Below are 22,843 nucleotides of genomic sequence, written 5' to 3'. Positions count from 1 at the left end.
CCTGAGACGGGGTCAGAGGCCCTTGCGCAGCCGTATCCCGAGGTAGCCCAGGCCCAGCCCCATCAGGGCGAATCCGGCGCCGAGCGGCAGTATGTGCGCGGCCAGATCGGCGGCGCGCTCGTTCGGCCCGGTGCCGAGAGCGGTGACCGCGGGCGGGGGGCTCTGCGGTGCCGGCCGGACGGGCCGGACCGGCTGCGGGGCGAGCGGCCGGTGGTGCGGGCGCACCGGGAGGGGGCGGGCCGCCAGCACCGTCTCCGGGTTCGCGGGCTCGGCCGCCGGCCGCCCGGGCCGCTCCCGCCCGACTCCGGCGGCACTGCCGGCCAGCTCCTCGTACGCCTCATGGGGGACGTCGGCCACCGGGTCGGTGCCGGAGGTGTCGGCGGTGTCGGCCGGATCGGGCCTCGGGGCCCTGCCGGCACCCGCGGCGGAGCCGGCCGGGGCGAGCGGGCGGACGGCCGCGGCGAGGCCGGCGGGGGACGAGGCGGCGGCGGACGAGGCAGACAAGGCGGACAAAGCAGATGAGGCGGACGAGCCAGACGAAGTGGACGAAGTGGACGAGGCGGGGGACAGCGCGGCGGCGGCCACTGCGGCCCCGGCCAGCCAGCGCTGCGCGCGGAGGCGTCGAGTCACGGGGAGCGCCTCCCGTCCCGGGCGACCAATGTTTTGCTCAGGTTTACATAATGGGGCAAAACAGGCATCCCGGGCGCCCCGTCTGGGTCGCCCGGGATGCCGGGTGTGTCGCGAAGGGCGGCGCCGACGCCGCCCGGGGCCGATCCGGATCGCTCCGGACTACTCCGCGTTGCCGGTCGACACGGTCAGCGTGTACTCCGTGCCTTCCTTGTCGATCTTGTCCCCGGCCCGCGGGTTCTGTTCGAGCACCATGTCCTTGCCGTACACGGCCTCGTCCTTCTCGACGATCTTGTACTTGCCGCCGGAGGCCTGGATGCACGCCTTCACCGAGAGCAGGTTCTTGTAGGTCAGGTCCGGCGCCGAGTACTTGTTGGCGTCGCTGTAGGACTTGACCGGGTCCTTGCACTTGGCCGGGTCGATCGTGCGCGAGGGGTCCGGACCCTTGAAGGTGGCCTTGGGTGAAGCGGACCCCGATGCCCCGGGGGTGGGATCGGCCTTTTTGTCCTTGTCGTCGCCGTTCATCGAGATCGCCGCGATCAGACCGCCGACGGCCAGCAGCGCCACCGCGATCGCGCCCACGATCACCGGCATGTTCCGCTTGTCGCCGCTCCCGGAGCCCCCGCCGGCCGGGGCCGCGGTGGCCGCCGGCGAGATGGTGAACGGCGGCGGGGTCTGCGGCGCGTACTGCTGCTGGTGCGAGACCGGCTGCTGCTGGGGCGGGTACGCGTACCCGCCCTGCCCGTGCGGCTGCGCCACCGGCGGCGGGGTCTGCGGTGCGTACGGGGACTGCGTCGAAGTCGGAGCGTACGGCTGCTGGACCGACTGGGCCGTCGGCGCCTGGAACCCGGAGTCCAGCGGCGGGAACACGGCCGAGCCCACGCCCGCCCCGCTGGCGCCCGTGTGCGCGCCCGGGACGATGGCCGGGGCGCCGGTCTGACCGGCCGACAGCACCCGCGCGACCTCGTCGGCCATCGCGGCGGCGGTGGGGAAGCGCTCGTTCGGGTTCTTCTTCAGCGCCCGCGCCACCAGCGCGTCCATCGCCGGCGTGATGGACCGGTTGATGGAGGACGGGGCGACCGGCTCCTCCTGCACGTGCGCGTACGCGATCGCCAGTGGCGAGTCGGCGTCGAACGGGATCCGGCCCGTCAGCAGCTGGAACAGCATGATGCCGACCGAGTAGAGGTCGGAGCGGGCGTCGACGGCGCGCCCCAGGGCCTGCTCGGGCGACAGGTACTGCGGGGTGCCGACGACCATGCCGGTCTGCGTCATCGAGGTGACGCCCGACTGCATGGCCCGGGCGATGCCGAAGTCCATCACCTTGACCACGCCGCGCTTGGTCATCATCACGTTGCCGGGCTTGATGTCGCGGTGGACCAGGCCCATCTCGTGGCTGGTCTCCAGCGCGGCCAGCACGTCGGCCGTCACCTTCAGCGCCTTGTCCGCCGGCATCGCCCCGTACTGGCGGATGTCCGCATCGAGCACGGAGCCGAGCGGCTGGCCCTCCACGTACTCCATGACGATGTACGGCATCACCGCGGCGTCGCCCGCCCCGGGACCGCTGAACGTCACTTCGCCTTCGCCCGTGTCGAAGACCGAGACAATGTTCGTGTGCGACAGTTTCGCTACAGCCTGCGCCTCACGGCGGAAGCGCTCGCGGAACGACTGTTCGCGGCCGAGATCACTGTGCAGGGTCTTGATGGCGACCTGCCGGTCGAGCGCCGAGTCGTACGCCAAGTACACGGACGCCATGCCGCCCGCACCCAGCAAGTCCCTTAGCTGGTAACGGCCACCGGCCAGAGAGCCGCCCGCGTATTGGCCCTGAGTGCCGTCCTGGCTCATGACTGTTGCTTCCCCTCGGGATGTGTCCCTACGCCTCTGGCTGAGCGCATGTCGCGCCCAGTCTGCCGGAGGGCAAGCACACGTCAAGCCAGGTGCCCGTTCCGTGACCACAAGGCCACGGCGCGCCATTGTCCGAACGGCGACCTGTTCCGAGGCTGTAGCGTTCATCGGAGCACCCGAAAAGGACCTACCGCTGAGCGGCGGCCGAGAGAGACGACGGCGAGGACTGATGGCACCCGAACCCGAGGGAAACGGCGCCGGGATGGCCGAGAGTCCTGAGCACTGGGGCGCCGGCGGCCTGGTCGGCGACGGCCGCTACCGGCTCACCCACCGCCTGGGCCGCGGCGGCATGGCGGAGGTGTTCGCCGCCGAGGACGTCCGGCTGGGCCGGACCGTCGCCGTGAAGCTGCTGCGCCCCGACCTCGCCGAGGACCCGGTCTCCAAGGCCCGCTTCACGCGTGAGGCACAGTCGGTCGCCGGGCTCAACCACCACGCCGTCGTCGCCGTGTACGACTCCGGCGAGGACAAGGTCGGCCCCAGCACGGTCCCGTACATCGTCATGGAGCTGGTCGAGGGCCGCACCATCCGCGACCTGCTGATCAGCGCGGAGGCGCCCGGCCCCGAGCAGGCGCTGATCATCGTCTCGGGCGTGCTCGAGGCGCTCGCGTACTCGCACCAGCACGGCATCGTGCACCGCGACATCAAGCCGGCCAACGTCATCATCACGGACTCCGGCGCGGTGAAGGTGATGGACTTCGGCATCGCCCGCGCCCTGCACGGCGCCCAGTCGACGATGACCCAGACCGGCATGGTCATGGGCACTCCGCAGTACCTGTCGCCCGAGCAGGCGCTCGGCAAGGCGGTGGACCACCGCTCCGACCTGTACGCGACCGGCTGCCTGCTGTACGAACTGCTCGCGCTGCGGCCCCCGTTCACGGGCGAGACCCCGCTGTCGGTGGTCTACCAGCACGTGCAGGACGCGCCGGTGCCGCCCTCGCAGCTGCCGGAGGGCCACCACATCCCGCAGGAGCTCGACGGCCTCGTCATGCGCTCCCTCGCCAAGGACCCGGACGACCGGTTCCAGAGCGCCGAGGAGATGCGCGGGCTGGTCCAGTACGCGCTGCAGATGCTGCACGACCAGGGACCGAACACGGGAACCTGGAACACCGGTCCGGTCGCCATGGCCCTGCCGCACGGGCGCGGCGGCGCGGCGCAGACCACGGCGATGCCGATGGGCCCGGCCGGCGGCCAGCAGAATTACCCGGCGCACGCCACGACCTCGCAGTTCCAGCAGCCGATGGTGCCGCCGCTGAACCCGGACGACGGCTCGGCCTTCCCCGGCGGTGGCGGGTACGACAACCGCGGCCACGGCGGTGGACCGGGCGGCCGCGACGGCTACGACGGCTACGACGACCGCGGCAGCAGCCGCTGGAAGCTGTGGCTGTTCGCGGTGCTGGCGATCGTCGCGATCGCCGGCGGCGTGGCGTACGCCGTCAACTCGGTGTCGCACAAGGGCAAGGACGACAGCACTCCGCCCGCCGTCCAGAGTTCCTCGAGCAACCAGCCGAGCACCCCGACCGAGCAGCAGAGCACGCCGTCGCACGAGACGCCGTCGACGCGCTCGTCGGAGGACTTCTCGCCGGCGCCGACCCGCAGCAGGTTCACGCAGAGCCCCAGCCCGTCGTACTCGCCGTCGTCCAGCCCGTCGTCGTCGCCCTCGGCCACTCCGTCGAAGACGCCGCCGACGAAGACGCCGCCGTCGAAGATCGTGACTCCGCCGGTGGAGACGCCGAATCCGGTGGAAGAGCCTTAGGCACTTCGAGTGAACGGGCCCGGCGGAATTCAATTCCGCCGGGCCCGTCCGCGTTCATCGGTGAATGTGCAGGTCAGAGGGCATGCTGGTGCTCCCGGTCCGGATTGCAGACCAGGGAGTGCACGGTGACGAACTGGGGCTCGATACGCATGTAGACGGGGTCGAACACCGCACCGTCCGCGAAATGCGGGACCGGCCCGAATAGTTCGAGTTCACGCGCGGTCGGCTCGATGGTCTGCGCGGTCCCGGTGAACTGCACGGACCACAAACGGGAGTCGCGGGAATTGGAGTTGTCGGCCCCGTAGGCCACCACGCTGCCGTTGCAGGCCTGGTGGTAGCCGAAGCCGGCGTGCATTCTCAGGACGACCTTGCCGTCCACCACGACGTGGCGGGCGAGGGCGAGGAAGGGCAGCGCGCGCATGCTGGTGGCCACCCTGCCGTACGGCACCCGGCGTAGCAGTTCGATGGCGTGGAGTTCCTCCGGTGACATGCGTCCACTCTCCGGTACGGACACTCCGCCGGAAAAGAGGAAGCCGCCCCGACGATCCGGGACGTTGGTCCCGAAGGGAACGGCCGTGTCACGCGAGGAGCGGCCGCATCACGCGCCGCTGCCGCTCAGGCGCGGTTCTCGGCCTGCAGCCGGGCCACGTACGCGGCGGCCTGGGAGCGGCGCTCCATGCCCAGCTTGGACAGCAGGCTGGAGACGTAGTTCTTGATGGTCTTCTCGGCCAGGTGCAGGCGCTCGCCGATGACGCGGTTGGTCAGGCCCTCGCCTATCAGGTCGAGGATCTTCCGCTCCTGCTCGGTGAGGTTGGCCAGCCGGTCGTCGGCCTTGCCGTTCTTGCCGTCGCGCAGCCGCTCCAGCACGCGCGCCGTGGCGACCGGGTCCAGCAGCGACTTGCCGGCCGCGACGTCCCGTACCGCACTCAGCAGCTCATTGCCGCGGATCGCCTTGAGCACGTAGCCCGAGGCCCCGGCCATGATCGCGTCGAACAGCGCCTCGTCGTCGGCGAACGACGTCAGCATCAGGCATTTGATGTCCTCGTCCCGGGAGCGGACCTCGCGGCAGACCTCCACTCCGCTGCCGTCCGGCAGGCGCACGTCGAGCACGGCCACGTCGGGCCGGGTGGCGGGGATACGGGCCAGTGCGTCCGCGGCGGTACCGGCCTCGCCGACGATCTCGATGTCCTCTTCGACCGAAAGGAGCTCATGGACACCGCGACGTACCACTTCGTGGTCGTCCAGGAGGAATACCTTGATTTTTCCGTCTTCGCGCACGAACTCAGTTTCACACACTCACCCCTTCCCTGCCGTCGTTACCCGGGATAACGTGCCGTTGTTCCGGCCCCCTGCAAGGCTGTGACCAGTAGTTGTTCCCCGCACTGCGGATTTACTTGGAAATCCAAGCAAAAACGCAGGTCAAGTGGGGTTTCGCAGATATGCGGCGTACTGGGTAACGTGCATTGCGCAGGGCACTTGCCGGGGCACCTGTCACGCCTGAATCCGCACACGACGCGCACCCACCCCGTGCGCTGGTACGGATCCAGGTGAGCCGCACTGGACCCCGGAGAACCCGGGAGCCGGACCGACGGAGGAGCAACACGTGACCGTGGAGAGCACTGCCGCGCGCAAGCCGCGACGCAGCAGCGGCACCAAGCGGGCGGCAGGCGCGGCGAGCGCCGCCAAGGCCCCCGCTGCCAAGGCTGTCGCCACCGTGCAGAACGCCGAGCCCCAGCTCGTACAGCTGCTGACGCCCGAAGGGGAACGGGTCAGCGCCGCAGACAATCCCGATGCTGCGGAGTTCTTGTCCTTCGTCGAGGACATCACCACCGAGGACCTGCGCGGGCTCTACCGCGACATGGTCCTGACCCGCCGTTTCGACGGCGAGGCGACGGCCCTGCAGCGTCAGGGCGAACTGGGTCTGTGGGCCTCGCTGCTCGGGCAGGAGGCCGCTCAGATCGGCTCCGGCCGCGCGCTGCGCGACGACGACTACGTGTTCCCGACGTACCGCGAGCACGGTGTGGCCTGGTGCCGCGGCGTCGACCCGACGAACCTGCTCGGCATGTTCCGCGGTGTGAACCACGGCGGCTGGGACCCGAACACCAACAACTTCCACCTGTACACGATCGTCATCGGCTCGCAGACGCTGCACGCGACCGGTTACGCGATGGGTGTGGCCAAGGACGGCGCGGACTCCGCGGTCATCGCCTACTTCGGCGACGGCGCGTCCAGCCAGGGCGATGTCGCCGAGGCGTTCACCTTCTCGGCCGTCTACAACTCCCCCGTGGTGTTCTTCTGCCAGAACAACCAGTGGGCGATCTCCGAGCCGACCGAGCGCCAGATGCGCGTGCCGCTGTACCAGCGCGCCCAGGGCTTCGGCTTCCCGGGCGTCCGCGTGGACGGCAACGACGTCCTGGCCTGCCTCGCGGTCACCCGCTGGGCGCTGGAGCGGGCGCGCCGCGGCGAGGGCCCGACCCTGGTCGAGGCGTTCACGTACCGGATGGGTGCGCACACCACCTCCGACGACCCGACGAAGTACCGGCGGGACGAGGAGACGGCGGCCTGGGAGTCGAAGGACCCGATCCTGCGCCTGAGGACCTACCTGCTGGCCAGCGGCGGCGCCGACGAGGCCTTCTTCGAGGCCCTGGAGGCCGAGAGCGAGACACTGGGCAAGCGGGTGCGCGAGGTCGTGCGCGCCATGCCCGACCCGGACACGATGGCGATCTTCGAGAACGTCTACGCGGACGGGCACGCGCTCGTCGACGAGGAGCGCGCCCAGTTCGCCGCCTACCTCGCGTCCTTCGAGGAGGGTCACTGATGGCTGTCGAGAAGATGTCGATCGCGAAGGCGCTCAACGAGTCCCTGCGCAAGGCCCTGGAGACGGACCCGAAGGTCCTGATCATGGGCGAGGACGTCGGCAAGCTGGGCGGTGTCTTCCGGATCACCGACGGGCTCCAGAAGGACTTCGGCGAGGAGCGGGTCATCGACACCCCGCTCGCCGAGTCCGGCATCGTCGGCACGGCGATCGGCCTGGCGCTGCGCGGCTACCGCCCGGTGGTGGAGATCCAGTTCGACGGGTTCGTCTTCCCCGCGTACGACCAGATCGTCACGCAGCTCGCGAAGATGCACGCGCGGGCGCTGGGCAAGGTCAAGATGCCGGTCGTCGTCCGCATCCCGTACGCGGGCGGCATCGGCGCGGTGGAGCACCACTCGGAGTCCCCCGAGGCGCTGTTCGCGCACGTCCCGGGCCTGAAGGTGGTCTCCCCGTCGAACGCGAGCGACGCGTACTGGATGCTCCAGCAGGCGATCCTCAGCGACGACCCGGTGATCTTCTTCGAGCCGAAGCGGCGCTACTGGGACAAGGGCGAGGTCGACACCGACGCCATCCCGGACGCCCTGCACGCGGCGCGGGTGGCGCGGGAGGGCTCGGACATCACCCTGGCGGCTTACGGCCCGATGGTGAAGGTCTGCCTGGAGGCGGCGGCCGCGGCGGCCGAGGAGGGCAAGTCGGTGGAGGTCGTGGACCTGCGCTCGATGTCCCCGATCGACTTCGACGGGCTGCAGGCCTCCGTGGAGAAGACCCGCCGGCTCGTGGTCGTCCACGAGGCCCCGGTGTTCCTGGGCACGGGCGCGGAGATCGCCGCCCGCATCACGGAGCGGTGCTTCTACCACCTGGAGGCTCCGGTGCTGCGCGTGGGCGGATTCCACGCCCCGTACCCGCCGGCCCGCCTGGAGGACGAGTACCTGCCGGGCCTGGACAGGGTGCTCGACGCCGTCGACCGCTCGCTGGCGTACTGAGGAGAGCCCTGTGACCATCCGCGAATTCAAGATGCCCGATGTGGGCGAGGGCCTCACCGAGGCCGAGATCCTCAAGTGGTACGTCCAGCCGGGTGACACGGTCACCGACGGCCAGGTCGTCTGCGAGGTCGAGACGGCGAAGGCGGCCGTGGAGCTGCCGATCCCGTTCGACGGGGTCGTGCACGCGCTGCTCTTCGAGGAGGGCACCACGGTCGACGTCGGCCAGGTGATCATCTCCGTGCGGACGGGTCCGGCCCCGGCCGAGGCCCCGGCTGCCGCCGTTGCCGCCCCGGTCGCGGCCCCGGCCCCGGCCCCGGCTCCCGCCGAGGAGCCGGCCGTCGCGGCCCGCCAGCCCGTCCTGGTGGGTTACGGCGTCTCCCAGGCCTCCACGAAGCGCCGCCCGCGCAAGGCCGTGGCCGGCGCGGCCGCGGCCGCGCCGGCCGGCACCGCCGCGGCGGCCGCCGGGATGAACGGCAACGGCCACGCCGGCGGGGAGCGCCCGCTGGCGAAGCCGCCGGTGCGCAAGCTCGCCAAGGACCTCGGGATCGACCTGGCCTCCGTGGTGCCCACCGGGGACGGCGGGGTCGTGACCCGCGAGGACGTGCACGCCGCCGCCGCGGCCGCGATCACCCCGCAGGCCGTGATCGCGTCGGCTCCGGCCGCCGCGGTGCCCGTCCAGGCGTCGGTGCCTGCACCGGCAGCGGCATCGGTGTCGGCCGAGGCGACGGCGCGGGAGACCCGTATCCCGGTCAAGGGCGTCCGCAAGGTCACCGCCCAGGCCATGGTCGGCTCCGCGTTCACCGCGCCGCACGTCACCGAGTTCATCACGTTCGACGTGACCCGCACGATGAAGCTGGTCCAGGAGCTCAAGGCCGACCCGGACCTGGCAGGGCTGCGCATCAACCCGCTGCTGCTCATCGCCAAGGCGGTGCTGGTGGCCATCCGCCGCAACCCGGACGTCAACGCGTCCTGGGACGAGGCGGCCCAGGAGATCGTGCTCAAGCACTACGTCAACCTGGGCATCGCGGCGGCCACCCCCCGCGGCCTGATCGTCCCGAACATCAAGGACGCGCACGCCAAGACGCTGCCCGAGCTGTCGACGGCCCTGTCCGAGCTGGTCACCACGGCCCGCGACGGCAAGACCTCCCCCGCCGACATGCAGAACGGCACCATCACCATCACCAACGTCGGCGTCTTCGGCGTCGACACCGGTACGCCCATCCTGAACCCCGGCGAGTCCGCGATCCTCGCGGTCGGCGCGATCAAGCTCCAGCCGTGGGTCCACAAGGGCAAGGTGAAGGCGCGCCAGGTCACCACCCTGGCGCTGTCGTTCGACCACCGGCTCATCGACGGCGAGCTCGGCTCCCGCTTCCTGGCGGACATCGCGGCCGTCCTGGAGCACCCGCGCCGCCTGATCACCTGGTCGTAACGGGACGACGGCCGGCCCCCGAGTGCGGGGGCCGGTCGAAACCCCTGGTCAGGCCGGTCACCCCGTGTGATCATCGCCGGATGAACTACCGCTCTGCCACGGCAGACCCCGCCGACCTCGACCGGGCCGTCGCCTACCCGGCCGACGGCCCGGTCGAAGCCCTGTCCGCCGAGACGATCCGCGAGGAGCTCGCCGGGAACCGGTTCCGCCCCGAGTGGATCTGGTTCGCCGAGGACGAGAACGGCGAGATCCTGGCCCGCGCGCTGTGGTGGGGCCGCGCCGACAGCGAGCGGCCCATCGCGCTCGACTGCCTCCAGGTCCGCGCCTGCGTGGCCGACCCGGCGGGCGTCGCCGCGGCCCTGCTGGCCGCCGGGCACGAGGCCTTCGGCAACCTCCCGCTCTACAACATCTCGCTGCCCGGCGGCTGGCGGACCGCCCCCGACCTGGTCGACGCCGTCGCCTGGCGGCAGGAGGCCGCCTACGAGGCGGGTCTGACCCGGGAGATCGAGCGGCTGCGCTACGAGTGGATCCTCCCCCAGCTACCGCCGGGGGTACCCCCGGCCGCCGGGACCGCCGAGCCCACCGGGCGCCTGGTGTTCCGCGAGGGCACCGACGAGGAGTTCCTCGACGCGTTCGTCCGGGTGTCCGCCGGCAGTCTCGACCTCGCCACGCAGAACGAACTGCGCTCGATGGACGCCGAGCAGCTGGCCCGCGAGGACCTCGCGTTCTACCTCGACTGCCCGGGCGAGCGTTCCTGGTGGCGCCTCGCCGAGCTGCCGGACGGCACCCTCGCCGGCCTGGCCGTCCCGTCGGCGACCCCGTACCACCGCAACGTCGGCTACCTGGGCGTCGTACCGGAGCAGCGCGGCCGGGGCCTGATCGACGAGGTCCTGGCGGAGATCACCCGCTTCCACGCCGCCGCGGGCGCCGAGCGCATCACCGCGACCACGGACACCGTCAACGCCCCCATGGCCGCGGCCTTCGACCGCGCCGGCTACCAGGTCACCGAGATCCGCCTGGTCCTGGAGGCACCGACCGCATGACCCGACGGGACGGGTTCGTCGTCAACGGGCCGGATTTCGAGCCCTACGACGACGAGGTGCCCGAGCCGGCCGGTGTCCGGCTGCGGTCGCTGCACCTGGACGGCTGGTCCCCGACCGTCGTCCTGAGGTTCGACACGCCGCGGTACCCGGCCCCTCGGCGGCTGCCCCTCGCGTGATCTGCGGCCGGGTCGGGCTTCAGGGGGCGCTCTGACCGCGGAGCCCGCCCGGAGCGGCGGCCGGATGCCGGCAGGCGGTAGCCTCCCGCCCGGGGAAGGGGGGCCGGGGTGGCCATCGCCGAGTTGCAGGTGTACTCCGTCGAGGAGGCCGACGTCACGGGCGGCGTGTGCGTGGTCCGCTGTCTCGGCGGGGTCGCGCGCGCCGGACAGGTCTACGCCGTCGGGGAACTGCGGCTCGGGCTGCGGCGGATCGAGCGGTACGGGCGCTCCGTGGCCTCCTTCGACGCGGGGCACACGGCCAAGGTCCACCTCACGGGCGCCTTGGTCGCGCTGCTGACCCGGGGGCAGGTGCTGACCGCGGTGCCGCCCGGCGGGCATGCGCTCGAGGACATCGAGGCCTGGCTGGCCACCGATCCGCCGCTGCTGGACGAGCCGCATCCGCTGACCCTGCGGACCCTGGCCGTCGGCCGGATGAAGGGGGACTGGCTGCCCGAGGAGACCCGGCTGCGCTGGGGCCGGGTGGCACTGGCCGCGACCCACCGCACGGCCGAGTGGGCGGGGTCGCACGAGCTGGACCGCGCGGTCGAAGTGGCCGCCGTACGGGGCTACTTGATCCGGCAGTTCGGCCCGGGCCGCGGCGGCGACCCGGCGGCCCTGTGCCGGGACGCGCTGGCCCTGATCGACCTGACCCCGGCTGAGGCGGCCGCGGAGGCCCGCACCTGGCGCGACCTGCCGCGACCCCGCATCCAGCACCTGCGGCGCATCAAGCTCCTGCTGCCCTGGATGGCTCTCGCACGGCCCCACCTCCCGGCCGGCGACCCCCTCGCGGAGGCCGTGGACGCCTGGTCGGAGGTCCGCCCGCGGCTGCCGTAGCCGAGCTAGCCGGCCTTGGCGGCGTTGCCGAGCACCTTGGTCGGGGTGATGCGGACGACGACGCGTACGTCCTCGGCCGGGGCCTCGGCGTACTCCTTGCCGGCGCCCGGTCCCATGTACTCCTCGGCGATGCGTACGGCGACCGCGCGGCCCGCGTCCTCGGTGACGGTGGCCGTGCCGCGGATCTCGACGTAGAGGAAGGGGTTGGCGGTGTCGAAGACGGTCAGCCCGACGCGCGCGTCCCGGGCGATGTTGCGCTCCTTGCGGCGGCCCTGCTCGGTCGAGACCAGCAGGTCGCCGCCGTCCCGGGTGACCCAGACCACCGAACTCTGCGGACTGCCGTCGGGGTTGAGGGTGGAGAGCACCGCCGGGTGCGGGGAGTCGAGCAGCTTGCGTACGGTGTCGTTCAGCACAATGGTCATGCGGGCGAGGTTAGTTGGCGGCCTCGGCGTCCGCACAGGAATGGGCTGCGACTGGGCGAGGTCGGGGCTGGAGCGCCCTGTCAGTCGATGGGTTCGCCGTCGTACTTGCCGCCGATGCACGTCCACAGGCCGGTTGCGGAGTTGTACTCCACCGATCCTTTCCCGACGTCCGTGCACGTGTGCGCGTCGACAGCGGGCACGGCGGCTTGTGCGGCAGGGCTCATGACGCCGAGAACGGCCAGGATGACGGCGGCGGTGAATCCGAGAAGTCGTGTACGCACGGGGACCTCCTGTGTGAGGACGGGCCATGATTCATGACGCTACTCCGGTCGGGTGCGGGGCGCTCCGGGAGCGTTCACCGGCCTGCGGAGGCAGACTGGTGTCATGGCGAACACACCCGTGGTAGCCGTGGGTCGACCGGATGACCTGGGCTGGCGGCAGGTCACCATCAACGACCAGCCTGCGGGCAGGGTCCGCTCCATGGGGGAGCTGAGAAGACTCATACGCCGCGCTGGTCTGGCATCCGGGTCCGACATCCGTTGGATCGGCGAGGACTGCACCAACTGGCCGGACCGCCCGTGGTACAGACGCATCGTCGGCACTCTCATGGCAGCGGGACTCCTGGCGACCGCGTGCATGCTGACCGTGATCGGCATGAAGGATGCCTTCGGCGCCCTCACCTACTCCGGGCGCGTCACGGGAATCATCTTCCTCCTTGCGGCCGGGCTGGAAATCATTGCCGTCCTGGCCGCTGTCGACTATTGGCACAAGCGAAGAGTGGCCCACTCCGGGATGGTCATCCTGATCGGCGCCTCGGTCTCTCTCGCCGTCGGCTTGCTCATGCTCATCATGCTGATGATCGACGGCGGGCGGTACACGAATTACGTGCCGTTGTGGGTGATTTTCACAATGCTGTCGGTGGCGGCTCTGTGCATACTTGTCCGCGACCGGGTGTGGAAGACGGTTCCCCATCCCGGGCGAATCGCGGCCGGGGCGATCGTCTCCGCTCTCCTCGCCGTTCCCAACGTGACGTATACGCAGATATACATCCCCTATGCGACATCTCCGATCCTGAACAGTGCAGCGTATTTCGGGAAGCCGAGCCTGAACAAGGGCCAGACGAAGATGTACCTGCCGGTACATCTGTCCGTGAAGAACTCCGGCCAGATTCCCGTCTACGTCGTCGGCAGCATCTACTGGGTCCATGGCTGGATCCCCGTCGCGAAGAGGAATCCGGCCTCCAGATTGATCCACGATGGCGAGTTCGTCCGGCCGCCGGGGCAGTCGTTGAATCCGGGAGAGGAATTCTCGGAGGATGAGGTCATCGAGATCCATTGCCCTTGTGAGAACAAATACGAGAAAGTCGATGTCCAGGCCGAGCTGTACGCGATCAGGAAGGACAGGATGGCAATAGTCGGTGACTATGCGCGCTCCGGGGAGAATCTGGACAAGCTCAAAGAGGAAGGCAAGGATCAGGATCCTCGGGGGCCGGAAGGGCAGCAGTACTTCAGATACCAGACCAGCATCTCGAACAGCAACGAGATCCTCAACGCGACTCGGGGTCGCCAGCGCATCACTCTCTGGTATGTGAAAAAACACGAATGGCCGTACGTTTATGTGGTGGTGGAGCCTCCCGGTGAGAGAGTGAATTTCGACATTTGGGATCCCAATCGAAACAAGAAAGCCGTTGATCGGTACGGCCTGGAACGCGTGCGCAGCTCGATGCAGCAGAAACCCTTCGTGGAACTCATGGAGATGGCCAAGGAGCAGCCCTCCACCAGCGAAACGCCCACTCCGACGACGTGGTGAAGCTCCCTACTTCCAGGGGATGTTGAGCCAGGGACTGGCGGGCTCGGTGGTCAGCGTCAGGTGCGTGGCGAGGGAGCTCTCGTACCACTCCCCGAACTCCTCCTCGTCGAAGTGCAGGCACCGGCCCAGGAGGTACCCGGCGGAGAACTCCTCCCAGGAGCGGTACGTCTCGCAGACCGCCTCACCGGCGCGGAGCACGGCGCGCTCCGCCTCCTCCAGGGTGCCGTAGCGGGCGCCGAGGCCCCAGCGGGCCATCTGGGAGGCCCGGCCTAGGTCCCAGCCCTCGACGGACCGTACGTATCCCCCCTCGGGGAGCAGCCCGTCGGCCCGGAAGCGCTGCTCGTACCGGGCGATGCGGCCGATGAGGCGCTGCACGCCGGCGATCTCGCCCTCGACCTCGGCGGTGGGGCGCGGTTGTGCGACCGTGACCCCGTCGGGGGTGAGCTGCGGCTCGGCGGCCCGCTCGGCGCTGCGGCGCAGGCTGGCCTCGGCGGCGTGCCGCCAGTGCTCGACGTCGACGGGCCCGGCGAAGTCGGAGGCGAGGATCCGGCGGACGCGCAGGACGAACTCCCAGACGGGGCTGACGATCTCGGCTTCCAGCATGCGGTGCAGGACGTCGAGCCAGTCCGCCCGGGTGGTGATGCCCCACCACTTGCGGAGGCGTTCGCGCTCGGGGGTGTAGCCGCTGCCGTGGTAGGCGAGCGCGTTCCAGAACTCCCCGTTGCTCACGGAGAGATGGGCGCCCACGGCGAGTCCGCGGGCGACGGGTCCGTGCAGGGGCCCGCCGGCGTGCAGTGCGTGCAGGGCGCCGGGGGCCAGACCCCAGGTGGTGTTGGCGTCCCAGTGGGCGCGCCAGCGGGCGCGGTCGGCGGGGGCGGTGGTGAGGTAGGCCTCGGCGGGGCTGCCGGGGTTCACGGCGAGGTACGGGGGGTCGCGGTGGTCCCAGGCGTTGGCGAACCAGGCGAGGCTCTGGCGCAGGAAGACGGTCTCGGGAGTGGGCACGGGCAGCATCCCGCCGGTGTAGACGGGGAGGCTGTGGCCGACCGGGTGGAAGCGGGCCTGTGTGGGCTCGGCGTCGACCTGGGTGCGGGGCTGGGGGAGGAACAGCTCGGCGCGGGCGAGCACGTCGAGATACCGGCCCCACTCGCCGGCGCTCTTGGCCTCGTACAGCTCTCTCTCGATGGCGCTCGGCGCGATCCAGGTTCCCATACGGCGAAACCCTAACCGGGCCCGCCGTCACCCGGTCCGGCCCGTCCTGTCGGCCCGTCCGGGCCACCCGCCGAGCTGTGCAGTGGTGGGCGGGTCACCATGGCGCGACGGTGTGGTGGTGGCCCGGGCACCCTCGTGGGGGGATGCCCGCGACGCGGTGCGGATGGGGCGGGTGGTCCAGCCCGGCTCCAGTGGTGCTCGACCGGTCTGCGAGCGGTTGCTGCCCTGGCCAAAGGCTTGTGGCGCATTTCGTCAAATGATCATTCGGGCGGGCCTGGTCTCTCCGGGGCTGATGGCCCGCTGCGCATGCCGGGCCGAATGTGTGTGACGGGTCCACCTGGTTCTCCCGCCTCCCCCGGACGCAGGGTTGAGGAGCTGGAGAGTACGTCGGGGGAAGGGATGGATCCGTCATGAGCGCACCGAGTCTCGAACGACTGGAGACCCTGAGCAGCCGGTTCGTACCGGACCTGGTCGTGGACGAGCTCTGCGCCGAGCTGTTCGCCTCGCTGCCGCGCAGTGACCAGCGGCGTAAGGGGGAGGTGTACCTGCGCGGTCTCCTGAAGGCCGAGGGGCGCAAGTCGATACGCAACATCGCGGCGCACGTCGGCGACCGGGCGGCCGAGCAGAGCCTGCACCACTTCGTGGTCTCGTCCACCTGGGACTGGGGTCCGGTACGGGCCGCCCTCGCCCGGTATCTGGAGCGGGCGCTGCGCCCCCGCGCCTGGGTCGTGCAGCCGGTGGTCATCTCCAAGGCCGGCACGGAGTCCGTCGGGGTGGCCCGCCGCTTCGTGCCCGAGCGGGGCCAGATGGTCAACAGCCAGGTGGCGTTCGGGGTGTGGTCCGTCGGCGAGGAGCAGAGCTGCCCGGTGAACTGGCGGCTCGCGCTCACCCAGAAGTGGCGCGACAGCGTTGGCCCCCTCTCGCCCAGCGTCCACGAGTCGGAACTGGCGACCAGCCCGCTCGAATGCGCCGCCGGAGCCGTCGAGGAGCTGCGCGACTGGGTCGGGCAGCCCCGCCGCCCGGTGGTGTTCGACCTGCCCGACGTCGATCCGGCCGCGGTGGCCCGCCGGTTCGGCCCGGCCGCGATGCCCTTCGTGGCCTCGGCCCGCGGCTCGATGCGGGTCCGCTGCGTGGACCCGGTCCTGCCGAGCAGCGGCAACCGGGAACTCGCGGCGCACCAGCTGCTGTTGATGGCGGGCACCTTACGCCGTCCGGTGACCTGGCTGGACCCGGTGACCCTGCAGCCGCGCACCACGCTGGTGGTGGGCGTACGGGTGGAGCTGCCGCAGGCGCCCCGGCCGCTGCTGCTGTTCGGCGAGTGGAGCGACCCGCGGGGCTGGCCCGAGCAGTGCTGGATCAGCGATATGACGCAGGCGCCTCCCGGCGGGCTGCTGCGGCTCGCGAAGCGGGCGCAGAACGTCGAGGCGGACTTCGCGAACGTCTCGCAGAAGGTGGGGCTCACCGACTTCGGCGGCCGCTCCTTCGGCGGCTGGCACCGGCACACCACCCTGGCCTCGGCCGCGCACGCGGTGCGGATGCTGACCCAGCGCGCCGGCGACCGGTAGGCCGCCGGGCCGCAGGCGGGCGCCGCAGGCCGGCCGGTGGCCCGCCGGTCGTCAGCCGATGGTCTGCCGGGGCTGGTCGCCGCGGGGGCCCTTGTTCAGCGCCTGCCGGGTCCGCTGCAGCTGGAGGGCCAGCTGCACCTGGAGGGCCTGGGTCGGCTTCTGCCAGTCCTCGCCCAGGATCTCGGTGATCCGCTCCAGCCTGCGCGAGACGGTGTTGGGGTGGACGTGCAGGGACTCGGCCGCCCTGGAGGGGCTGTTGGCCGAGGCGAAGTACGCCTCCATGGTGCGGATCAGCTCGGTGTACTGCTGGTCGTCGTAGTCCAGGACGGGACCGATGGTGTCGTTGATGAATCCGGCGACGTTCGGCTTCTCGGAGAGCAGGACGCCGAGGAAGCCCAGTTCCTCGGGGGATGCCGTGCTGCCGGGGCCGGTGAGCACCGCGACGGCGTCCAGGACCCGGCGGGCCTCCTGGTACAGGCGGACGATCCCGGCCGGGTCGTCGACGGGACCGGCGGAACCGGCGGTGACGGGCTTGCCGAGCACCTCGGAGAGCTCCTTGGACGCCGTACGGGCGATGGCCCCGGCCTGGGTGCCGGGCAGCAGCAGCACGACGATGTCGCCGTCCACGCTCTTGAGGCCGTGGTGGCGGTTGGCGTACGAGGCGGCCCAGGCGAGCACACGGCCCTGGACTCCCCCCTCGGGCCGGGCGATCACGATGACGTGGGGTTCGTCGAGGTCGAGCGCGAGGCGGCGGCTCTGCTCCGCGATCTGCACCGGGGACAGCGAGGTGCCCCGCAGCAGGTCGTGGAAGAACTCGTCCCGCATGTGGCCCTCGGCGGCGGCCATGCCCTGCTCCATCAGCAGCACCACGGCGGTGACCTGGGCGGTGAGCGCGAGGAGCTGGACCTGGCGGTCGGAGGCCGGCTCGTCGCAGGCCAGGATGAGCGTGCCCAGCATCTCGTCGCCCGCGGCGACCGAGGCGACCCAGACCCCGTCGCTCGTGCTGCGCGGCTGCCGGTCGGTGTGCGCGTCCAGCAGGACGGTGCGGATCTCCGCCTCGTCCAGCTCGGGGGGCGCGCCGCCGGGGCAGGCGAGGTTGCGGCCGGCCGCGTCCCGTACGAGGAGCGTTCCGTCCAGGTCCTTGACCGCCTCGGCGGCCAGATTGCCGAGGCCGCCGCCCTGGAGCACCAGGTCGAGCAGGCGGCCGTGCGTCTCGCGGAGCTGGCGGGCGGTGGTGGAGGAGTCCAGGGCGCGGGAGGTGTCCTGCTCCAGCTCCACTACCTCGTACCGGGTCTGCTCCAGCAGCCGGGCCTTTTCGATCGCAACGGTGGCGAGGTCACCGAGCGAACTCATCAGCGACACCTCGTCCGGGGTGAAGTGCCGGATGTGCCGGTCCGCGACGTACAGGGCTCCCAGAGTGGTTCCGGCGTGCCGCAGCGGGACGGCCATGACGGCGCGCAGGCCCTCGGCCCGCACGACCTCGTCGATGACGGTGCTGTGCTGGAAGGTTTTGTCGCTCATGTAATCGGCCGACCAGAACGGGGCCGATCCGTCCGCGGCGCGCTTGCCGACGCCCCCGCCGGTCAGCGGGATGGCGAACCCGATGGTGAGCGCGGAGGCGTGGCCGTCGGCCGAACGCACCCGCGAGCACTGCTCGTCGAAGTCGTCGAAGCTGACCCACGCCATGTCGAGCCCGAGCAGCAGCCGGGCGCGGCGCGTGATCACCTTCAGCAGCTCGTCGAGGTCGTACGGCAGGGTCAGGTCGCGCGCGGTGTCGACGAGGGCGGCGAGGCCGGCCTCGCGCTGCTGGCGTCGTACGAACAGGGCCCGGATGCCGAGACTCTGATCTCTGGCCCTGGTCAGCTGGGCGAGGGCGTCCCCGGACAGGCCGGATTCACGGGCTTTGCGGACCACGTCGTCGAAGGCAGCCGCAGGCGCCTCTCTGTTCAGCAGTTCCAGCATTTCGTAAGCGTGGTCAACCACGACTTCTCCCCCGACCCCCCATAAAACCCGTTCACGATTGCACCAACTGGGTGCAAGCAATCCCTGGCTCGCCTGAAAGTATCTCTTGGGGCAAGAACCGGTCAAGAAACACTCGAGAAGCGATCCAGGTCAGCGACGCGGAGGGTGATCGCACCACCACGCTCCATGAGTGATGCTGTCACGTGAACACCTTCTGGTCGAGGCTCACTCAAGGGCAGGCTGATCACCGCGCGTTCCGGTGCCGACACCACCATCGGCACCACCACAGCCTGACGTTTCCTTGGGGGAGTTCGTATGTCTCAGCTGTCTCAGCTGTCTCAGCTCCAGAGCTACGAGCGGTCGCTGCTCCGCAGCCGGCTGTCGCTGACCCGGCAGGACCGGCCACGGGTGTTCACGCTCGGCGACCGCGAGTGGGACCTGTTCGACGAGGTCTTCGCCCCCGTCTACTCCCCTTCGACGGGTGTGGCCATCGAGCAGCTCGGCCTCAACGACTGTGCGGCGGGCCCGCGTTCGGGTTCGTTCCTGGAGATAGGGTGCGGCACCGGCGTGATCGCCGTGACGGCCGCGCTGGCCGGATACGAGCGGGTCGTGGCGGCCGACATCAGCCCCTCCGCCGTGGAGAACGCGTCCGTCAACGCGGAGCGGCACGGGGTGGCGGACCGCCTGCAGGCGCTGCACAGCGACCTGTTCTCCGGACTGCGCGAGGAAGAGCGGTTCGACGTCGTCTTCTGGAGCTCCAACTACGTGATGGGGCCCGAGAGTTACCAGTACAAGTCGGTACACGAGCGGGCCTATGTGGACACCGGCTACCAGACGCACCGCCGGTACCTGGAGCAGGCCGTGCACTGGACGGCCCCGGGCGGCCGTGTCCTGCTCCACTTCAGCGACCGCGGCGACCTGGCCGCGCTGCACGAGATGGCGGACGGCAGCGGGCGCGAGGTGTCGACCGTGGCGAGCTGCCGGGTCCGCGAGGGGGAGTACGGAGAGGACATGGTCGAGCACATGCTACTCGAAATCAAGCCAATTTCGGCCTGATTCGGACGGGGGGGTATTTCATCGTGCGTACGCTGCTTGTAGACAACTACGACTCGTTTACCTATAACGTCTTCCACTATCTGACCGAGGTCAATGGCCGGGAGCCGGAAGTCGTGCGAAATGACGACCCGCACTGGAAGATCACGGAACTCGGCGCGTTCGACAACGTCGTGGTCTCACCCGGTCCCGGCACCCCGCGCCGGGCGGCCGACTTCGGGATCTGCGCCGAGATCGTCGAGCGCGCGGAGCTGCCGCTGCTGGGCATCTGCCTCGGCCACCAGGGGATCGGGCACGTGCACGGCGCCACGGTCGCCCGCGCGCCGGAGCCCCGGCACGGACGCACCTCGCCCGTCCTGCACGACGGCACCGGCCTGTTCGCCGGGCTGCCCTCCCCGATGGAGGTGGTCCGGTACCACTCCCTCGCCGTGACGGACCTGCCGGACGAGCTCGAAGCCACCGCGTGGACGCCGGACGGCATCCTGATGGGGCTGCGGCACCGGACGCGGCCGATGTGGGGGGTGCAGTTCCACCCCGAGTCCATTTGCAGTCAGTACGGAATCGAGCTGCTTGCAAACTTCGCCGGGCTGACCCGCGCGCACCAGGCGAGCCGGGCGCGGCACGCAACCGGGGCCCGCCGCAGTGCTGCCGCAGCACCCGCGCCCGCGCCTGCTCCCGCCCTCGCTCCCGCGCCCGCGCCCGCGCCCGTCGCCACACCCGCGCCCGTGCTGCCCGCCGCCGGGGGCCCGGTCCGCCGGCTCCGGCTGGTCGCGACCGAGCTGCCCACCCGCTGGTTCCCCGAGACCGTCTACGACCAGCTCTTCCGCGGCAACGACCACGCCTACTGGCTGGACAGCAGCCTGCCCGGAGGCGACCGCGGCAGGTTCTCGGTCATGGGCGATGCCACCGGCCCGCTCGCCCGGGTCGCCACGGCCGACGTGTGGAGCGGCTGCGTCACCGTCGAGTCCGCCGGCGGCGAGAGCGAACTGGTCGCCGCTCCCTTCCTGGAGTGGGTCGACCGCGACCTGCGCTCCCTGCACACCGAGCTGCCCGAGCTGCCCTTCGACTTCGCCCTCGGCTGGGTCGGCTACCTCGGGTACGAGCTCAAGGCCGAATGCGGCGGCGATCTCGTGCACCGGTCACCGGTGGCCGACGCCACCATGGTCTTCGCCGACCGTGCCCTGGTCTTCGACCACGTCGAGAACACCACCCACCTGCTGGCCCTCGTGGAGGGGACCGGCGAGGAGTCCGCCGCCGCGGCCGACGCCTGGCTGATCGGCACGGCGGAGCGGCTCGCCCAGCTCGCGGGTATGCGCCTGCCGGCCCCCCGGCCGACCGCTCCGAGCGGGGAGATCCGGCTGCGCCACGACCGCGGCGCCTACCTGGACCTCATCGACACCTGCCTGGAGGAGATAGCCGCCGGCGAGACGTACGAGGTCTGCCTCACCAACATGGCCGAGGCCGAAGCCCGCCTCGACCCCTGGGCCGCGTACCGCACCCTGCGCCGCACCAGCCCGGCGCCGTTCGCCGCGCTGCTCCAGTTCGGGGAGCTGTCCGTGCTCAGCACCTCGCCCGAACGGTTCCTGCGCGTCTCCCGCGACGGGCTCGTCGAGTCCTCGCCCATCAAGGGCACCCGGCCGCGCGGCACCACCCCCCAGGAGGAGGCGGCGCTGATCGCGGACCTGCTGACCGACGAGAAGGACCGCTCCGAGAACCTCATGATCGTCGACCTGGTCCGCAACGACCTCGGCCGGTGCGCGGTACCGGGCTCGGTCGAGGCCGAGGAGCTGTTCCGGGTCGAGACGTACGCCACCGTCCACCAGCTGGTGAGCACCGTACGGGCGCGCCGGCGGCCGGAGCTGTCGGCCGTGGACTGCGTCCGGGCCGCCTTCCCGGGCGGGTCGATGACCGGTGCCCCCAAGATCCGCACGATGCAGATCATCGACCGGCTGGAGGCGGGCCCGCGCGGGGTGTACTCGGGCGCCATCGGCTACTTCTCGCTGTCCGGCGCCGCGGACCTGAGCATCGTGATCCGCACCGCCACGGTCACGGCCGACCGCGTCGGGTACGGGGTGGGCGGGGCCGTGGTGGCCCTGTCCGACCCGGCCGCCGAATACGAGGAGACCGCCGTCAAGTCTGCTCCGCTGCTGGCGCTGACGAACACCCGGTTCCCGGAGAGGCGGCGAGACCCGATCCCGTCCTGATCCCCCAGCTGTGCTGGAGGCGGGCGAGTTCCTCCGTCTCCAGCACGGCCGCGACCCGACGGGCGGGGACACCGAGCCGCTCCAGGGCCCGGAGGGCGCACGCCGCCTCCCCGTCGGCGTTGAGCAGGGTGTCGCCGGTCAGCTCCGGCTTGCGGGTGGCGGCCTCCAGGGTGTCCACGGACAGGGCGAGCGCGGTGTTCCAGCCCACCAGGGCGCCCACGCCGCCGTCGGCGCCGGTACCCCACAGCAGCCGCGGCTGCGGGGCGCCGTTGGCCCGGAGCACCCGCCACCAGTCCCCGGACAGCCGTTCCTCGCGCAGCCGGTACATCGTGCGGGCCACGGCCAGTCCCGCCGCGCCGCGCACCTCGTGGCGGGGGCCGACGCGGAGCTCGTCCAGCCGGGCGTCGACCGCCGCGTCGAGCAGGCCCACCGGGAAGGAGGCCACCATCGGGGCGTCGCCCAGTGTCCGGCCGCAGGACAGGGACCGCTCCAGCCCGTCGAGGTAGGCGTCGAGCACCTCGGCGTACCGCTCGTCCGAGAAGACCATCGAGGCGTGCACCCCGATACCGTCGGCGAGGCAGCCGGACAGCACCTCCAGGCCCGCCGGGGTCATGGGGATGCGGACGAGCGCATTGGGGCGGTCCACCGTCCGGTGCACCGCACGGGCCGCCACGCCCAGCGCCTTCGCGTCATGGGCCCAGCGCGGGGACACGGGCACGGAGACCTGGCCCACCGTGCCCTTGCTGATCTCGTGCACGGGCAGCAGGAGATCGCAGGCCCGCCGGAGCTGGGCCGGGCTGCTGCCCCCGGGCGCGAGGGCGTTGTGGAAGTGGGCGCCCAGGGTCGGATACCGGACTCTGGCGTCGAACTCCGCGGGATCCTGCGTGCTCAGCCACGGCGAGACCCCCTCGGACACCAGTTGCTTCAGCAGCGCTCCAGCTCCTTGACTAACCACGAACACGACCTTAGAACGTCATGACATCCGCCTGAACTGAACCGTTGATGGTGTGTCAAGTAC

20 protein-coding genes are annotated in these 22,843 nt (G+C 71.0%); 11 read left to right on the top strand and 9 right to left on the bottom strand.

The genetic code is table 11. The annotated features are described in order from the left end of the window. Positions 1-12 precede the first annotated feature (12 nt). Together AB0I68_RS06515 and AB0I68_RS06510 are read right to left on the bottom strand one after the other, a co-directional pair. Positions 13-504: a hypothetical protein gene (locus tag AB0I68_RS06515; RefSeq protein WP_363176069.1), complete on the bottom strand. Its 492-nt coding sequence runs from the start codon at positions 502-504 to the stop codon at positions 13-15. A gap of 285 nt (positions 505-789) precedes the next feature. Next, positions 790-2,469 carry a protein kinase gene (locus AB0I68_RS06510; RefSeq protein WP_363176068.1) on the bottom strand — a complete coding sequence of 560 codons (1,680 nt, stop codon included), beginning with the start codon at positions 2,467-2,469 and terminating at the stop codon, positions 790-792. Positions 2,470-2,731: 262 nt separating this feature from the next. On the opposite strand from AB0I68_RS06510, the gene AB0I68_RS06505 reads away from it, so the two are divergent. Beyond that, complete coding sequence (locus AB0I68_RS06505) at positions 2,732-4,282, top strand: protein kinase (protein WP_363176066.1); 1,551 nt, start codon at positions 2,732-2,734, stop codon at positions 4,280-4,282. A gap of 73 nt (positions 4,283-4,355) precedes the next feature. On the opposite strand, the gene AB0I68_RS06500 is transcribed toward AB0I68_RS06505, so the two are convergent. Both AB0I68_RS06500 and AB0I68_RS06495 read right to left on the bottom strand, forming a co-directional pair. Further along, positions 4,356-4,772 carry a pyridoxamine 5'-phosphate oxidase family protein gene (locus AB0I68_RS06500; RefSeq protein WP_363176065.1) on the bottom strand — a complete coding sequence of 139 codons (417 nt, stop codon included), beginning with the start codon at positions 4,770-4,772 and terminating at the stop codon, positions 4,356-4,358. A 125-nt stretch (positions 4,773-4,897) separates the two neighbouring features. Beyond that, complete coding sequence (locus AB0I68_RS06495) at positions 4,898-5,560, bottom strand: response regulator transcription factor (protein ID WP_363176064.1); 663 nt, start codon at positions 5,558-5,560, stop codon at positions 4,898-4,900. Positions 5,561-5,885: 325 nt separating this feature from the next. On the opposite strand from AB0I68_RS06495, the gene pdhA reads away from it, so the two are divergent. The 6 genes from pdhA to AB0I68_RS06465 all read left to right on the top strand — a co-directional run bounded on the left by pdhA (position 5,886) and on the right by AB0I68_RS06465 (position 11,601). After that, positions 5,886-7,100 carry a pyruvate dehydrogenase (acetyl-transferring) E1 component subunit alpha gene (gene pdhA / locus AB0I68_RS06490; protein ID WP_363176063.1) on the top strand — a complete coding sequence of 405 codons (1,215 nt, stop codon included), beginning with the start codon at positions 5,886-5,888 and terminating at the stop codon, positions 7,098-7,100. After that, on the top strand, positions 7,100-8,080 hold the full coding sequence (locus AB0I68_RS06485; protein ID WP_363176062.1) for an alpha-ketoacid dehydrogenase subunit beta: 981 nt from the start codon (positions 7,100-7,102) through the stop codon (positions 8,078-8,080). The genes pdhA and AB0I68_RS06485 overlap by 1 nt, the downstream gene beginning before the upstream one ends. A gap of 31 nt (positions 8,081-8,111) precedes the next feature. Then, positions 8,112-9,509, top strand: a complete 1,398-nt coding sequence (locus AB0I68_RS06480; RefSeq protein WP_363176116.1) for a dihydrolipoamide acetyltransferase family protein — start codon at positions 8,112-8,114, stop codon at positions 9,507-9,509. 80 nt (positions 9,510-9,589) lie between these two features. Then, complete coding sequence (locus AB0I68_RS06475) at positions 9,590-10,552, top strand: GNAT family N-acetyltransferase (protein ID WP_363176061.1); 963 nt, start codon at positions 9,590-9,592, stop codon at positions 10,550-10,552. Beyond that, positions 10,549-10,728 carry a hypothetical protein gene (locus AB0I68_RS06470; protein ID WP_363176060.1) on the top strand — a complete coding sequence of 60 codons (180 nt, stop codon included), beginning with the start codon at positions 10,549-10,551 and terminating at the stop codon, positions 10,726-10,728. Before AB0I68_RS06475 ends, AB0I68_RS06470 begins: the two co-directional genes overlap by 4 nt. A gap of 108 nt (positions 10,729-10,836) precedes the next feature. Beyond that, positions 10,837-11,601 carry a hypothetical protein gene (locus AB0I68_RS06465; protein WP_363176058.1) on the top strand — a complete coding sequence of 255 codons (765 nt, stop codon included), beginning with the start codon at positions 10,837-10,839 and terminating at the stop codon, positions 11,599-11,601. Positions 11,602-11,606: 5 nt separating this feature from the next. On the opposite strand, the gene AB0I68_RS06460 is transcribed toward AB0I68_RS06465, so the two are convergent. Next, a complete protein-coding gene (locus AB0I68_RS06460; protein ID WP_363176057.1) occupies positions 11,607-12,023 on the bottom strand; it encodes a PPOX class F420-dependent oxidoreductase in 417 nt (138 codons plus the stop codon). 80 nt (positions 12,024-12,103) lie between these two features. After that, complete coding sequence (locus tag AB0I68_RS06455; RefSeq protein ID WP_363176056.1) at positions 12,104-12,304, bottom strand: hypothetical protein; 201 nt, start codon at positions 12,302-12,304, stop codon at positions 12,104-12,106. Between the two features lie 103 nt (positions 12,305-12,407). On the opposite strand from AB0I68_RS06455, the gene AB0I68_RS06450 reads away from it, so the two are divergent. Next, on the top strand, positions 12,408-13,832 hold the full coding sequence (locus tag AB0I68_RS06450) for a DUF4126 domain-containing protein (RefSeq protein WP_363176055.1): 1,425 nt from the start codon (positions 12,408-12,410) through the stop codon (positions 13,830-13,832). A gap of 6 nt (positions 13,833-13,838) precedes the next feature. Here the strand turns inward: AB0I68_RS06450 and AB0I68_RS06445 are convergent, their stop codons facing one another. Next, entirely contained in the window at positions 13,839-15,041 is a 1,203-nt protein-coding gene (locus AB0I68_RS06445) for a DUF1266 domain-containing protein (protein WP_363176054.1), read from the bottom strand. Positions 15,042-15,451: 410 nt separating this feature from the next. On the opposite strand from AB0I68_RS06445, the gene AB0I68_RS06440 reads away from it, so the two are divergent. After that, positions 15,452-16,606, top strand: a complete 1,155-nt coding sequence (locus AB0I68_RS06440) for a transposase (RefSeq protein ID WP_363176053.1) — start codon at positions 15,452-15,454, stop codon at positions 16,604-16,606. Positions 16,607-16,657: 51 nt separating this feature from the next. On the opposite strand, the gene AB0I68_RS06435 is transcribed toward AB0I68_RS06440, so the two are convergent. Beyond that, entirely contained in the window at positions 16,658-18,589 is a 1,932-nt protein-coding gene (locus AB0I68_RS06435; RefSeq protein ID WP_363176052.1) for a helix-turn-helix domain-containing protein, read from the bottom strand. Between the two features lie 294 nt (positions 18,590-18,883). On the opposite strand from AB0I68_RS06435, the gene AB0I68_RS06430 reads away from it, so the two are divergent. Together AB0I68_RS06430 and pabB are read left to right on the top strand one after the other, a co-directional pair. Then, a complete protein-coding gene (locus AB0I68_RS06430) occupies positions 18,884-19,624 on the top strand; it encodes a class I SAM-dependent methyltransferase (protein ID WP_363176050.1) in 741 nt (246 codons plus the stop codon). 23 nt (positions 19,625-19,647) lie between these two features. Next, the gene (gene pabB / locus AB0I68_RS06425; protein WP_363176049.1) at positions 19,648-21,825 is read left to right on the top strand and encodes an aminodeoxychorismate synthase component I; all 2,178 of its coding nucleotides are present in this window, start codon (positions 19,648-19,650) and stop codon (positions 21,823-21,825) included. Here pabB and AB0I68_RS06420 read toward each other — a convergent pair. After that, the gene (locus tag AB0I68_RS06420) at positions 21,752-22,780 is read right to left on the bottom strand and encodes a transaldolase family protein (RefSeq protein WP_363176048.1); all 1,029 of its coding nucleotides are present in this window, start codon (positions 22,778-22,780) and stop codon (positions 21,752-21,754) included. The genes pabB and AB0I68_RS06420 overlap by 74 nt on opposite strands. Between the last annotated feature and the right edge of the window lie 63 nt (positions 22,781-22,843).

This window comes from Streptomyces sp. NPDC050448 (assembly GCF_040655295.1).
Lineage (GTDB): Bacteria > Actinomycetota > Actinomycetes > Streptomycetales > Streptomycetaceae > Streptomyces.
Note: the sequence above shows the minus strand (reverse complement) of the source record. Positions and strands in the feature narration are given on the sequence as shown.